10 protein-coding genes are annotated in these 14,812 nt (G+C 38.4%); 6 read left to right on the top strand and 4 right to left on the bottom strand.

Features of this window, described 5'->3' with window-relative positions; translation table 11 throughout:
• The first annotated feature begins 89 nt into the window (after window positions 1-89).
• The 3 genes from AC6I5C_RS13275 (at window position 90) to AC6I5C_RS13285 (ending at window position 5,390) form a co-directional block, all read left to right on the top strand.
• Complete coding sequence (locus AC6I5C_RS13275; protein ID WP_497905569.1) at window positions 90-2,612, top strand: PIG-L family deacetylase; 2,523 nt, start codon at window positions 90-92, stop codon at window positions 2,610-2,612.
• Window positions 2,613-2,725: 113 nt separating this feature from the next.
• A complete protein-coding gene (locus AC6I5C_RS13280; RefSeq protein ID WP_497905570.1) occupies window positions 2,726-4,423 on the top strand; it encodes a sodium:solute symporter family protein in 1,698 nt (565 codons plus the stop codon).
• A complete protein-coding gene (locus tag AC6I5C_RS13285; RefSeq protein ID WP_497905571.1) occupies window positions 4,407-5,390 on the top strand; it encodes a Gfo/Idh/MocA family protein in 984 nt (327 codons plus the stop codon). The genes AC6I5C_RS13280 and AC6I5C_RS13285 overlap by 17 nt, the downstream gene beginning before the upstream one ends.
• A 3-nt stretch (window positions 5,391-5,393) precedes the next feature.
• Here AC6I5C_RS13285 and AC6I5C_RS13290 read toward each other — a convergent pair whose 3' ends face one another.
• The 4 genes from AC6I5C_RS13290 to AC6I5C_RS13305 form a co-directional block, all read right to left on the bottom strand.
• Complete coding sequence (locus AC6I5C_RS13290; RefSeq protein ID WP_497905572.1) at window positions 5,394-5,924, bottom strand: hypothetical protein; 531 nt, start codon at window positions 5,922-5,924, stop codon at window positions 5,394-5,396.
• Window positions 5,925-6,109: 185 nt separating this feature from the next.
• Window positions 6,110-8,041 carry a helix-turn-helix domain-containing protein gene (locus AC6I5C_RS13295; protein ID WP_497905573.1) on the bottom strand — a complete coding sequence of 644 codons (1,932 nt, stop codon included), beginning with the start codon at window positions 8,039-8,041 and terminating at the stop codon, window positions 6,110-6,112.
• 129 nt (window positions 8,042-8,170) lie between these two features.
• A complete protein-coding gene (locus AC6I5C_RS13300) occupies window positions 8,171-10,105 on the bottom strand; it encodes a helix-turn-helix domain-containing protein (protein WP_497905574.1) in 1,935 nt (644 codons plus the stop codon).
• Between the two features lie 161 nt (window positions 10,106-10,266).
• Entirely contained in the window at window positions 10,267-11,115 is an 849-nt protein-coding gene (locus tag AC6I5C_RS13305) for a DUF2911 domain-containing protein (RefSeq protein WP_497905575.1), read from the bottom strand.
• 268 nt (window positions 11,116-11,383) lie between these two features.
• Here AC6I5C_RS13305 and AC6I5C_RS13310 point away from each other — a divergent pair, with 268 nt between their 5' ends.
• Genes AC6I5C_RS13310 through AC6I5C_RS13320 form a run of 3 tightly spaced genes read left to right on the top strand, consistent with a single transcriptional unit; the run spans window position 11,384 to window position 14,812 of the window.
• Window positions 11,384-12,040 (top strand): TetR family transcriptional regulator C-terminal domain-containing protein, encoded by a 657-nt coding sequence (locus AC6I5C_RS13310; protein ID WP_497905576.1) that lies wholly within the window; start codon window positions 11,384-11,386, stop codon window positions 12,038-12,040.
• A gap of 4 nt (window positions 12,041-12,044) precedes the next feature.
• On the top strand, window positions 12,045-13,364 hold the full coding sequence (locus AC6I5C_RS13315) for an ABC1 kinase family protein (protein ID WP_497905577.1): 1,320 nt from the start codon (window positions 12,045-12,047) through the stop codon (window positions 13,362-13,364).
• Entirely contained in the window at window positions 13,361-14,812 is a 1,452-nt protein-coding gene (locus AC6I5C_RS13320; RefSeq protein ID WP_497905578.1) for an SDR family oxidoreductase, read from the top strand. The genes AC6I5C_RS13315 and AC6I5C_RS13320 overlap by 4 nt, the downstream gene beginning before the upstream one ends.

Genomic DNA, 14,812 nt, shown 5'->3' on the forward strand with positions numbered 1-14,812 from the left:
ACGAAACTATACATAAACCGTTAAAGAAATTCTAAAACCAGCCCTTTGGCTGGTTTTATTTTTATATTTAGGGGCAATTAAAACAAACCATGAAGAAACAATTACTTGCATTTTTTCTCACATTGGCCACCTGTCTTGGCCTATACGCCCAACAACCCAAAAAGCCCAATGCCTCCGAAATTTATGAATCCATCAAAAAGCTCAACTTTTTGGGATCGGTTTTATATGTAGCAGCGCATCCAGACGACGAAAATACGCGTCTCATCTCCTATATGTCCAATGAAGTAAAAGCACGTACAGCCTATCTTTCTTTGACTAGAGGCGATGGCGGTCAAAACTTAATTGGCCCTGAAATCAGGGAATTATTGGGAGTTATCCGTACACAGGAATTGCTTACCGCCAGGCACATAGACGGTGGCGAACAACGCTTTACCAGAGCCAACGATTTTGGCTATTCAAAGCACCCAGATGAAACCTTGCAAATTTGGAATAAAGATGAAGTATTGAGTGATGTGGTTTTGGCCATTCGACAATTCAAACCCGATGTCATCATCAACAGATTTGACCATCGCAGCCCAGGCAGCACGCATGGACACCACACAAGTTCCGCCATCTTGAGCGTTGAAGCTTTTGATTTGGTAAATGATTCTTCCAAATATCAGGAGCAATTGAATTCCACAACTATATGGCAGCCGAAGCGCTTGTTCTTCAACACCTCTTGGTGGTTTTACGGAAGTGAAGAAAAGTTTGAAAAAGCTAATAAAAGCAATTTGTTGTCCTTCGATATTGGCACCTATTACCCATCCAAAGGATTGAGCAATACCGAAATTGCCTCCCTAAGCCGTAGCCAACACAAATCGCAAGGCTTTGGAAACACAGGAACCCGAGGGTCTCAAATGGAATACATAGAGCTCATTAAAGGCGATATGCCCAACGATGGAAGTGACATTTTTGAAGGCATCAATACCACTTGGACACGTATAAAAGGAGGCGAAGCCATTGGCGATATTTTAAAAAAGGTAGAAGAGCACTACAATTTTCAAAATCCGTCTGCCTCGATTCCTCAATTAATGGAAGCTTACAAACTCATCCAAAACCTGGAAGACACCCATTGGAAAACCATCAAAACAGAAGAAATCAAACAAATCATTACGGCCTGCGCAGGTTTGTATTTGGAGGCTGCTGCAGACACCAATCATGCCACAGCAGGAAGTTCTGTTCAGTTGAATATTGAAGCCATTAATCGCAGTAATGCCAACGTAAAACTTCAAAGCTTCACCATCAACAATACAAAAACCGATAAAAATTTAATGTTGGCAAACAACGTTAACCAGAAATTCCAAGAGTCACTAACTATAGACAGTCAACAACAGCCCACTACCCCATATTGGCTTACTAGCAAAGGGACTTTGGGTATGTATCAAGTGGGTGACAAATCTTTAATAGGAAAACCTGAAACGCCAAGAGCCTTCAAGGTCACCTTCAATTTAACAATCGAAGGAACACCTATTTCCTTTACGCGTCCTGTGATTTATAAAACTAACGATCCTGTAAAGGGAGAAATGTACAAACCATTTGAAATTATTCCGGAGGCCTCTGCCAAGGTTGCTGAAAAAGTTATCATTTTTGACAATGATGAAGAAAAACAAGTTTCGGTAATTGTGAAATCTGGCATCAACAATTTACAAGGTCAGGTTCAATTGGCACATCCAAAAGGCTGGACGGTTTTCCCAGAAAAGCAAACAGTAAACATTCAGCATAAAGGAGCAGAGCAAACGGTGGTTTTCACCATCATTCCTCCAAAACATCAAGATGAAGGTTTGATTACGCCTATGGTGCATGTTGGAGATCAAATCTACACCAGAGAATTGATTGAAATAGATTACGACCATATTCCTTTTCAAACCGTGTTACTTCCTAGTGAAAGTAAAATTGTGAGATTGGATATTAAAAAAATAGGACAGAATATTGGCTATATTGAAGGTGCTGGTGATGTAATTCCTGAAAGTTTACAACAAATAGGTTATAATGTCATTACCATCAACCCTGAGAATATTTCAGAAGAAACTTTGAGATATTTCGATGCTATTGTCGTGGGCGTAAGAGCCTACAACACTGTAGATGCTTTAAAGTTCAAACAACAATTATTGTTTGATTATGTTGCCAATGGCGGCAATATGATTGTACAGTACAATACCAACCACCGCCTAAAAACAGATCATTTGGCACCATATAAATTGGAATTATCAAGAGATCGCGTTACGGATGAATTGGCCGAAGTTGCCTTTTTGGAGCCTAAACACGAGCTGCTGAACTTCCCAAATAAAATCAATGAACACGATTTTGAAGGTTGGACCCAGGAACGCGGTCTTTATTTTCCAAACAGTTGGGGTAAAGAATTCACCCCTATCCTAGAAATGCATGATAAAGGTGACTCCAAGAAAAAGGGAAGTTTATTGGTAGCCAAGTATGGCAAAGGCTATTATATCTATACGGGCCTTAGTTTCTTCAGGGAATTTCCGGCAGGAGTTCCTGGAGCCTACCGTTTATTTGCCAATATGCTATCTATTGGCAAGGAAGACATTAAAACCGATAACCCTCTGAACGACTAACATGACAGAACATTCACCACAAAAACAGCCTTGGTTAAAATCCTACACACTGGTATTAGTGGCCAATGTCATCTACATCATTGCGTTTTACCTTATCATGAAAGCATTTTAGTATGGGGGTATTGAATTGGTTGGATTGGGCTGTTTTGGCCACAACATTATTGACCATTGTTGGTTACGGAACTTGGAAAACAAGAGGTAGCAAAAATGTACAGGACTTTGTAAAGGGAGGTAATTCGGCACCTTGGTGGACCGTTGGCCTTTCGGTAATGGCAACCCAAGCCAGCGCCATCACGTTTTTATCAACTCCAGGACAGGCATTTCACGACGGTATGGGCTTTGTTCAGTTTTATTTTGGTGTGCCTATTGCCATAATTGTCATTTGTATGGTATTTATTCCGTTGTATGACAAACTTAAAGTTTACACAGCTTATGAATTTTTAGAGAACAGGTTTGATAGAAAAACAAGGACACTAACCTCCTCCCTGTTTCTTATCCAACGAGGATTATCGGCCGGAATTACTATTTACGCTCCTGCCATCATCCTATCCGCTATTTTACATTGGAACCTTACCTACCTTAACATCATCATAGGAACTTTGGTGATCATTTACACGGTTTCGGGAGGTACCAAAGCGGTAAGCATTACTCAAAAGCACCAAATGGGCGTTATCTTTTTAGGGATGTTCATTGCATTTTGTTTAATTATCAGCTATCTGCCAGAGAATATCACCTTTACAAAAGCCCTGGATATTGCTGGTGCCAGTGGCAAAATGAATATCCTCAATTTCGATTTTGATTTCGAAAACCGTTACACGCTTTGGAGTGGCTTGATAGGGGGCTCCGTTTTGGCCCTCTCCTACTTTGGTACCGACCAAAGTCAAGTACAGCGCTACCTTTCAGGAAAATCGGTTAAAGAAATGCAAATGGGACTCATCTTTAACGGACTTTTAAAAGTACCTATGCAGTTCTCCATTCTTTTGGTTGGGGTAATGGTATTTGTTTTTTATCAGTTTCACAACTCGCCTATCAACTTTAATCCTGCTGCCCACAATACAGTAAGCAATTCGGCATATGCAAATGATTACCAATGCTTGGAAGAAGACCAACTTGATATTTTCAATGCCAAACAATCAGTTCTGGAAAACTATGTGGCCACAGGAAACGACACCTATTCACAAGAACTTCAAAAACTCAATTTAAAAGACCGTGAAAACCGTGATGCTGCCAAAGTATTGATTCAAAAGGCCGCCGAAGACAATGATATCAGTATTGAAACCAATGATAAGGATTATGTGTTTATTCATTTCATTTTGAATAACCTTCCCAGAGGTCTTATTGGCCTGCTTTTGGCCGTTATTCTCAGCGCTGCCATGTCCAGCACTGCTGGAGAGCTCAACGCCTTGGCCTCAACCACAGCTTTGGACATTTACAAACGTAATTTCGCCAATAACAAGGATGAAACCCACTACCTAAAGGCTACCAAATGGTTTACCCTGGGTTGGGGAATTTTAGCCATTCTTATTGCTTGTGTGGCTTATTTGGCGGACAACCTTATCCAATTAGTAAACATCATCGGCTCAATTTTCTACGGAAATGTACTCGGTATTTTCCTTTTGGCATTTTTCTTTAAATACGTTAAAGGCCATGCCGTATTTATCGCCGCCCTAATCACGCAAGGAATCGTGATCATAGGCTGGTGGTATGAATGGATGCCGTACTTGTGGCTCAACTTATTTGGTTGTATTTTAGTCATCCTAATTGCTTTTTTCATTCAAAACACACGAAACATCAATGAATCAGTCCGATAAAGTCATCAAATGGGGTATTATAGGCCTTGGTAAAATTGCCAATAAATTTGCTCAAGATTTACTAACTGTGGAAAACTGTGAGCTTGTAGCAGTTGCTTCTCGCAACCAAGAACGCTCTAATGAGTTTGCAGCAACCTACGGAGCACAAAAAGCCTATGATAGCTACGAACTACTTGCCGAGGATGCAAATGTGGATGCGGTGTATATTGCCACACCACATAGCTACCATAAAGAACACAGCATCTTGTGCCTAACACATCAAAAAGCGGTGCTTTGCGAAAAGCCTTTTGCCATGAATTCCCAAGAAGTCTTGGAAATGATTGCCGCTGCAAAGGCCAACGATACTTTATTGATGGAAGCCCTTTGGACCTATTTTCTACCGCATTACCAACATGTTTTGAAAATGCTTAAGGAGAACACTTATGGCAAACTGCTAAAAATGAATGCCGATTTTGGATTCCATAGAGATTTTGACAATGAATCCCGATTGTTTAGAAAATCACTTGGAGGAGGTAGTTTGTTGGACATTGGCATCTACCCTATCTTTTCAGCCCTGACTACTTTGGGAGCACCAAAATCTATTGAAGCCACTGCTACTTTTTTTGAAAACGGTGCCGATTCTTCCTGTTCTATGGTGTTTCATTATGAGGATGGTGTAGAAGCCCATTTAAAAAGTACCCTTTTGGAAGCAACCTCTACCGTTGCGGAATTCCATTGTGAAAAAGGCATCATTAAAATCAACGGTCAATTTCATGCGCCTTCTACAGTTACCTTGATTCCAAATGAAGGAGAAACTGAAACCTTAGATTTCAACTACAATACAATTGGTTACAATTTTGAAACAATCCACTTTAATGAATTGATAAGACAAGGCAAAAAAGAAAGCGACCTTATGACCTTTGAGTTCAGTAAACAACTCATTGGTACCTTGGATAAAGTCGCTTCGATAATTGGATTGGAATACTAGATTTTAATGATGATGAAGAACCCCGCTTGGATCTACTTTTAGGTTTAACCTGTCTTCTCCGTTGCCTATTTTCACTTTATAATATTTGTGAGTAGGCTCGTTGTAGTCGTAGTTTACGTAATAGTCGGTTTCCAAAAGGAACCATCCCGGATGTGACTTAAATACCGTTTCTCTTACTTCTTGAGGTAATTTAATGTCCTCAAAATGTTCATCTGTAGAAACAATATTGCCATCTTTATCATAAGATACAATGATGCTTCCTTTTTCAGATTTAAAATTCACGTCATAAGTATTGTCTTCTGAAGGTCTTTCAAATTCATCGTAAGTGTTAATATTAAATTTGGCCACCTTACTTTCCAGATCGACAATATATTTTGCGGTATTGTCATAAGTGATTTCCTTAAGATAATCCATGTGAATGGTTTTGTTGGAAACTACATTCATTTCCGCTAGATCAATTTCTATTAGGCCTGTTTGAGAAAAGCCTAAATTACCGAGGGCTATACATAAAACCCAAAAGATTAAAGTTTTCATAATTACTTGTATTACAGTTAATGATTGATTGCAATACAAAGATCATCATAGATGGCATGCAAGGCTTAACAGCCATGTTGTAATTGATTTAACTTCTATGGGAATGTGTTTAAAAAATGATTTAAAGGATTGAAATTATGTTGAGTCCATATTGTAAAACACCAGTGTTTACAGCGTTTTCAATCCTACAATTTGATTTTATAGGTACCGAGATTCATTTTTTCCAAAAATTGCAAAAACTGGGGATTGTCATGTAATTTTTCAAAATACGGGTCATACTTCACCTTGAAGAGCTCGGCATTTTTGCGCTCATAAGCAATATAAAGCCAATCTATAGCCTTTTCGTCTTCCTCTAAATAAGAGAATTTTTGAGCTATCCAATACGCATTATTATATAAGGTTCCCTGTGATTTTAGATGCTCAATATCCATATCATTAATCCATGCATAAATTCCATTTATCCCAGATTCTTTATAGGACTCCAACAACAATGGCACCCGCTCTTTTCCTTCCTCTTCAAATGACCAACTAATTTCCAACTGTTTAAATGCTAAATCATTTTTACCTTGAGCGGAATATATTTTAAATTTAATCCAAAATGGCCAAGCATCTTTTGGCTCTAGCTCTTCCGCCCTTTCTGCTTGCCTCATAGCGTTATTAAAATCACCTTGTTGCAAATATAACTCTGAACTCAAAATTGAAACATGGAATGAATCAGGAGCAATCAACTGCGCTCTATTTAGCATTTTCCGAGCACTCTCTAAATCTCCTAAAGTATATTGCAAATATTGCGCATACATGTAAAGCGCAATATAGTTGTTTGGATTTATGCTAATTGCTTCTTCAAATTGACCTTCAGACTTTTCCCAGTCCCAATAATAAGTCATATGTATCCACCCCAACACCCTGTGCGGCTCTGATAAATTCTTATCTAAACTTATAGCTTTTTCAGCATAGTCCTTGGCTCGTAGGATATCATTTTCAGTAGGATTAGGCCAATTCTCCCATAAATAACTAATAGCAAGCCCTGAATAAGCAACTGCAAAATTAGGGTCTATTTCCAAACATGAATTCAAATAACTTCTGGCCAAATGTATATCTCCTTCATAAACCCCATAGTAAACTGCCTTCATGTACAAATTATACACCTCAAGATTATCTGTTGGAGCCTTGTCAATAAGCTCCAACTCAAAGGGGGATAATACTAAATTCAATTCCGCTACTATTTGTTTGGAAATTTCACTTTCCAATTCAAAAAGATCTTTATAGTCCCTATCAAAATCTTGAGACCATAGCTGTTCATCTGTCTTGGCATTAACCAAATGAACCCTAACCCTAATCCTGTCATCATACTTTTGAACACTTCCTCCCAAAATATAATTCGCATCAAGAGCTTCACCTATCTCTTTAGCGGAAAGCTTTGAATCTCTATACTTTTCTGTAGATTGACGAGACTTTACAATAATCTGTTCAATTTTCGAGAGATTATTGATAATATCCTCTCTAATGGCATCTGCAAAATAGACGTTTTCTAAATCATCACTTAAATTTTTAAATGGCAATACAGCAACGGTTTTATCCAATTCGGTCGAGGGAAGTTCCTTAAACTCTTCGTTTTTAGCTTCCAAATTATGATAAATGAAATAGCCCAAAATAGAAGCAAAAATAAAACCGCTTACCCAAAACAAAGTTGTAAATTTTCGCTTCTTAGGAAGATTTGTCTTTATAGATTTTGCAGAAGAAGGCTTGGGGACAAGATCATTTTTAGAGTCTTCACTTTTTTTGAATTTAACCTCTCCGGGAGTATAACCATAGAAATCACTAAAACAGGTATTGAAGTAAGTAGGACTGTTAAATCCAACCCTATAGGCAATTTCGGAGGCTGTAGCCTCCTCATTTTGGAGCATTTCCAAAGCCCTTTCCAATCTGTACTCCCGAATAAACTGGCTTGACGATTTTCCTAAGACTGCATTAAGCTTTCTATGCATTTGGGAACGGCTCATGCCTACTTCATCAGCCAATTCCTGAACGCCAAAATGCTCATTGGTAAAGTTGGATTCTAGGATTGTATGTAGCCTTTCCACAAAATTTTGATCCATGGATAATTGACCAGCCATATTGTTGAAATTAAATGTAATAATTGGTTGAGGACCAAAAAATAGAAGTAGGCCATCTCTCTAAGATACAAAAATCCTTACAAGTATAGTTTTCTTAAAATTTCACAAAAGTTACTCGTTATCAATAGACTATAGCTTTAGGCCACCTTGGTAATCGCCGAGATTCATTTTTTGTAAGATTTCCAAAAAGTGGGAATTGGATCGTAAATTTTCAAAATAAGGATCATATTTGATCATAAATAATTCGGCATTTTTTCTTCTAAAGGCAATTTCCAACCATTTGAGGGCATTTTCAGGTTCATCTAAAAATGCAAATTTTTGAGCAATCCAATAGGCATTATGCTGAACGCCCTCCGAATTTGCGTTGTTGATATCCATATCATTGATCATTCTATAAACGCCTTTAACACCATCCTTTTCATAAGCCTCCAACATTGGAGGTATGTTCAACTCGAAAGCCTCAACAAATCCCCAACTTTCTTCCAATTGCCTTACAGCCTGATCATAATTGCCCAATTCCGTATAGATTTTAAAATCTACCCAATAAGCCCACATCCCTTTTGGAGCATACTCCTTAGCTTTTCGGGTTTCTTCCAAGGCCTTTTTAAAGTTATCCTCTTGCAGGTAAAATTCGGCACTCAACACTGCGGTAAATGCTGAGTTGGGATTCACCAATTGCGCCAACTCAATCATTTCACGAGCCTTTTCAAAATCTCCCAATACATACTGCAAGTACATCGCATATTCGCTTATCGCATAATAATTGTTTGGATTCAACTTGACAGCCTCTTGGAACTCCTTTTCGGCTTTGGTCCAATTCCAATCGTAGGTTTCACTAACGTAGGCCATTACCCGATGTGGTTCAGACAAGCTTTCATCCAATTCCATCGCCTTTATGGCTAATTCTTTTACCTGCTCCGCATCTTTTACGGTTGGTGTTGGCCAATTTTCCCAAAGATAACTTTCGGCCAAGCCTGAGTACGCCAGAGCAAAGCCAGTGTCTTCTTCAATACATAAATTGAAATACCTCCTTGCTAAATCTACATTTTCATCGTAGTACAAAGAATATAACGCCTTTATGTACAAATTATAAGCCTCAAGATTATCTGTAGGCACCTTATCAATCAGTTCCAATTCGTGAGGGGACAATACCACGTTCAGTTCAGAAGCAATCAATCTTGAAATCTCACTTTCAAGTTCAAAAATATCTTGATACTCCCTATCAAAATCCCTAAACCACAACTGCACATCTGTCTTGGAGTTGATTAAATGCACCCTAACACGAATTCTGTCACCATGTTTTTGAACACTTCCTCCCAATATATAATTAGCGTCCAAAGCAAAACCAATGTCTTGCGCAGATAGGTGCGAATCCCGATACATTTCTGTAGACTGACGCGATTTCACTATAAATTCCTGAACCTTCGATAAGTGATTGATAATATCCTCCCGTATCCCATCTGCAAAATACTGGTTTTCGCTGTCATCACTTAAATTTTGAAACGGCAGAACCGCAATGGTTTTGTCTTCCCTCAAATGTATCGGCACATCTTCAATGTCAATTTCAGCCTTTGAATTATGGTAAAACGAATAGCCTATTAGTATTACCAGAGCCACTACACTAACCCAAAACAAGGGTGTAAATGTTTTCTTCTTCCTTTTAGGTGTTGCTGGTGCTTTTGAAGCAGGAATTTTAGGAGCTATGCCGTTTTTAAGCTCATCTGTTTTTTTGAATTTGACCTCTCCAGGCGTGTAGCCATAGAAATCGCTGAAACAGGTATTGAAGTAAGTTGGACTATTAAACCCCACGCGATAGGCTATCTCTGAGGCGGTGGCCTCTTCATTTTGGAGCATTTCCAAAGCCTTTTCCAATCTGTATTCCCTTATAAATTGGCTAGAGGATTTTCCTAATAGCGTGTTGAGTTTTCTGTGCATTTGCGAACGGCTCATACCAACCTCATCTGCCAATTCCTGAACACCAAAATGTTCATTCGTGAAATTGGAGATTAAGATATTATTCAACCTTTCAACAAAAGCCTGATCCATAGATACCTGACCAGCCATACGTTTAATTTTAAATCGATTAATTGGTTTAAAACCCAAACATTAGAAAAGGGCTTACCTCTAAGATACAAAAAATTGACAAGCCAATTTTCTTAGGTAAAAAGCAAAAAGCACAACCGAAGTTGTGCTTTTAAGAAACTATATCGCCACAGTATTGAATCTTACATAGCGCCCCACTCCTTCAGTGAGTCCATGTTCATTTTTACATAATCGTCGTTTCCAGCAGCCTTAGCTCCTTCCATAGATTTTTTTGCCAATGCAACTGCACCATCTTTATCACCGGCCTTAGCATAAATCAAGGACTGTTGTCTTAATTGCCAAAACGCAGGTTCACTGCTCATAGCCATTGACTTATCAATCCATTCTTTGGCTTGCTTGATATCTTTCCCTTCTTGATAGTAATAAACAGACGCCGCAAAATAGTCTTCTGCCTTAGGAGAACCAGCTAAGGCCTCATTAATGGAAGCCAAAACTTTAGTATCTGTTGGTACTTCAAAAGGAATTGCCACATAGGTCTTTTCCCAGAAAATTTCCAAAGTAGCACTGCTATTGGTAATGTTGTTGATATCAAAACTAAAGGATTCCACATTGAAAGACATTGGAGAAGCCTTGGCCTTGATTATGGCTGCCACTTTACTCTCATCCCACTTTTGAGGAGTTCCCCAATTTTCGGTATCGCTGTATAAATAAACTTCCCATAAACTCTTTCCCGGTTTTGTAAAAAGTGCATAAGAACCTGCTTTTACAGTTTGGTTTCCAAAAGTGACATCGTCACTAAAAGTAATGATGGTATTTTTGTTGGCTCCAGTTCTCCATAGTTTGTCGTATGGCACCAAATCGCCAAAAACGGTTCTACCTTTTACGCCTGGTCTGGAATATTGAATGGAAATATCGGTCAAACCTACCTTTTGTTCCAATTTACAAGCTGGACTGGATTGTGGCGTTGTAACCTGTGCCCTCAAATGAAAGGAGGTCGTTAATATCAACGCAATAAGTAATAATTTTTTCATGGTTTAATTGATTTAATGTTTAAAATGTGCAACTAAAATTACAAATTAGATAAACTGGCATTTGTTAACAAAAGCTTAAATTAAAATTGCCAACTAATCTTCCTGTTAAATATACACAAAACTATCTTCTTGAATTACAATAATTTCTAACTTAAATTTTCAAAATTAAATAGGCCTCAAAAAATTTAAAAACTCAACAAAATGTTAATTTTGTCTAATTTTAATTTTAAATAGTTAGACATTTTGTAATTTTATAAAAAATAGAGGTATGGCCAAAAAGAAGACTCCCAAAAAAATGGATTTAGTGGATTTGTACATGGATTATGTGCTAGAACATAATGCACCTCCCAAGTCCGTATATCAATTCTCAAAGTTGAACAATTTTGAAGAAAGCACATTCTATGAATACTTCAGCTCCTTTGACGTCTTAGAAGCCTACGTTTTAAAGGCCTTTTTTGAGCATACCATCAAAACGCTTCACAATAGTACAGAATACGAAACTTACGATGCCAAGAACAAACTGCTCAGTTTCTATTTTACCTTTTTTGAAAACCTTACGGCTAATAGGAGCTTTGTAATGTATGTCTTGGAAAAATATAAAGCCAACTTGAAACAGTTAAAACACCTTCAGCCACTAAAAGAAGCGTTTACCCATTACATAGACGAACTTGACATCCAAAAACTTGATATGGTAAAAGGTCAACTTCTTAAAATTCAAAACAAAGCCATGAAAGAAGGTGCTTGGGTGCAGCTATTGCTCACCTTAAAGTTTTGGATGGAAGATACTTCTGCTAGTTTCAGTAAAACTGATATCTATATAGAAAAGTCCATCAATACTAGTTTCGACATCATTGACACTACCCCAATAAACAGTCTCATGGATTTTGGGAAATTTATTTTTAAAGAACGCTTCCAAACCAAATAATACCATGAAGACCATTGATAAAATTCCAACATCAAAAATTGAACGGGCCTCCAAATTGGTAGCTACGGGAGCTAAAGTCGGCGTAAACTATCTAAAATACTACGGTGACAAGCTCACCAAAACAGAACAGGAAGCCAAATCTAGATTGGATCAAAATAATGCCGAAGACATCTATGACAGTTTAAAGCAGCTTAAAGGAAGTGCCCTCAAAGTAGCCCAAATGTTGAGCATGGAAAAAAGCATCCTGCCGCAGGCCTATGTAGAGAAGTTTTCATTGGCACAATTTTCTGTGCCGCCGCTCTCCCCTGCCTTGGTAACAAAAACCTTTAAAACTTATTTTAAAAAATCGCCTCACGAAATCTATGATAAGTTCAACCCAAATTCGGTAAACGCTGCAAGTATTGGCCAAGTACACCTAGCCGAAAAAGATGGTAAAAAACTGGCTGTTAAGATTCAATATCCCGGAGTGGCGGAAAGTATTCAATCAGATTTGGCCATGGTGAAACCGATTGCCATTAAAATGTTCAACATTAAAGGAAAGGACTCAGATAAATATTTCAAGGAAGTGGAAGGCAAATTGATAGAGGAAACCAACTATATCCTTGAATTGCAACAAAGCAAGGAAGTGGCCAAAGCCTGCCAGAATATTCCAAACCTTCAGTTTCCTCAATATTACGAAGCACTTTCTTCAGAACGCATCATCACCATGGATTATATGGAAGGTGATCACCTTTCGGAATTCATTTCAAGGAACAGCAATCAAGAATTGGCAAACACCCTTGGGCAAGCGCTTTGGGACTTTTATATGTTTCAAATCCACAAACTAAAGAAGGTACATGCCGATCCGCATCCCGGAAACTTCTTGGTTTCCAAAACTGGAGAATTGATTGCTTTGGATTTTGGATGCATGAAAACCATTCCTGAAGATTTCTACAACCCTTATTTTGAATTGGCAGATCCAAACATATTGAATGATTCCGCAAGTTTTAAAGCAAAAATGTTGGAACTGGAAATATTACGCCCAGAAGATTCGAAAGAAGAAATGGAATTTTTCACAGCCATGTTCCATGACATTCTGCAATTGTTTACACAGCCCTTACAAACAGAAACCTTCGATTTTTCCGATGCCAACTTCTTTGGAAAAATTGCCAATCTTGGAGAGTCCTATGCCAAAAACACCGATTTGCGAAAAATGAATGGCAACCGAGGCTCTCAACATTTCATCTATATCAACAGAACCTTTTTTGGACTTTATAGCTTGATGTTTGATCTGAAGGCAAAAAATGTGAAGATCTCCAATTTTGAAACACTAAAACACCCATGAAAATTCTGCTAACCGGGGTAACGGGCTATATAGGTAAACGTTTAATGCCAATCCTTTTGGAACAGGGGCATCATTTGGTTTGCGCTGTAAGGGACCGCTACCGTGTGGATGAACATTACTTGGAAGATCCCAACATAGAGGTTGTGGAAGTAGACTTCCTTAAACCTGAAACTTTATCTAATATTCCTAACGACATTGAAGCCGCTTATTATTTAATCCATTCCATGTCTAATTCTTCAAGTGATTTTGAAGAACTGGAATCCCAATGTGCCCTAAATTTTAAAAGCCGCTTAGAAACCACTCAAGTTAAACAAGTTATTTTTTTAGGTGGAATTTCCAACGATGAGAATCTCTCAAAACATTTGCGTTCCAGAAAACAGGTGGCAGATCTTCTGAAGTCAAATAAATACGCTACGACTATTTTTAAGGCTGGAATTATTGTAGGATCCGGAAGCTCCTCCTTTGAAATCATTAGGGATTTGGTGGAAAAACTACCAGTCATGGTAGCCCCAAAATGGCTGCATACCAAAACGCAACCACTAGCCATTCGGGATGTATTGGCTTACCTGTCCAAAAGTCTTGGCAACACACAATTACACAATAAAACCTATGACATTTTCGGACCAGAAATCATGACCTACAAAGAAATGTTGCTCCAGTTTGCTGAAGTGAGAAAGCTAAAACGGTATATTTTAACCGTTCCGGTAATGACTCCAAAATTGTCTTCCTATTGGCTGTATTTTGTCACTTCCACCTCCTACACACTTGCCTGTAATTTAGTGGATAGCATGGGCGTGCCAATTATAGGGAAACCCAGCAACATCAACACGCTTTTAAATATTCACCCGATTACCTACAAAGAAGCGGTGACACTGGCATTTGAAAAGATTGAACAAAACAGCATTCTCTCCAGCTGGAAGGATTCATTTATAAGCAGTGGCGAGCTAAAAAGCAATTCACATAAATATATCAACGTTCCAAAATTTGGCTGCTTTAAAGATTATAAAGAGCGTAAAGTACAAAACATCCCACTGACGTTGTCTAGAATTTGGGCCATTGGTGGTGAAACAGGCTGGTATTATGGAAGTTTTCTATGGAATATCAGAGGATATCTAGATAAACTAGCGGGAGGTATCGGTCTTCGAAGAGGGCGTACTAATCCCGATGAACTTCATACTGGCGATGCCTTAGATTTTTGGCGTGTGATTTTTGCCGATAAAGATAAAATGAAATTATTGCTCTATGCCGAAATGCGTCTTCCTGGAGAAGCTTGGCTTGAATTCAAGATTGAAAACAATATCCTCAAACAAACGGCCACCTTCAGGCCAAGAGGACTTGCCGGAAGATTGTATTGGTACAGCGTACTCCCCTTTCACTTGTTCATTTTCAATGGGATGATTTCAAAATTAGCCTGTCCTTTTAATGCTAAACCTCAAAACGTGTCTTAA

Source organism: Mangrovimonas sp. sgz306409 (assembly GCF_059735265.1).

Excerpts from the sequence above, each read along its gene's own strand:
- AC6I5C_RS13275 (WP_497905569.1), top strand. The coding sequence starts at position 90 with ATGAAGAAACAATTACTTGCATTTTTTCTCACATTGGCCACCTGTCTT.
- AC6I5C_RS13280 (WP_497905570.1), top strand. The coding sequence starts at position 2,726 with ATGGGGGTATTGAATTGGTTGGATTGGGCTGTTTTGGCCACAACATTA.
- AC6I5C_RS13285 (WP_497905571.1), top strand. The coding sequence starts at position 4,407 with ATGAATCAGTCCGATAAAGTCATCAAATGGGGTATTATAGGCCTTGGT.
- AC6I5C_RS13290 (WP_497905572.1), bottom strand. The coding sequence starts at position 5,924 with ATGAAAACTTTAATCTTTTGGGTTTTATGTATAGCCCTCGGTAATTTA.
- AC6I5C_RS13295 (WP_497905573.1), bottom strand. The coding sequence starts at position 8,041 with ATGGCTGGTCAATTATCCATGGATCAAAATTTTGTGGAAAGGCTACAT.
- AC6I5C_RS13300 (WP_497905574.1), bottom strand. The coding sequence starts at position 10,105 with ATGGCTGGTCAGGTATCTATGGATCAGGCTTTTGTTGAAAGGTTGAAT.
- AC6I5C_RS13305 (WP_497905575.1), bottom strand. The coding sequence starts at position 11,115 with ATGAAAAAATTATTACTTATTGCGTTGATATTAACGACCTCCTTTCAT.
- AC6I5C_RS13310 (WP_497905576.1), top strand. The coding sequence starts at position 11,384 with ATGGCCAAAAAGAAGACTCCCAAAAAAATGGATTTAGTGGATTTGTAC.
- AC6I5C_RS13315 (WP_497905577.1), top strand. The coding sequence starts at position 12,045 with ATGAAGACCATTGATAAAATTCCAACATCAAAAATTGAACGGGCCTCC.
- AC6I5C_RS13320 (WP_497905578.1), top strand. The coding sequence starts at position 13,361 with ATGAAAATTCTGCTAACCGGGGTAACGGGCTATATAGGTAAACGTTTA.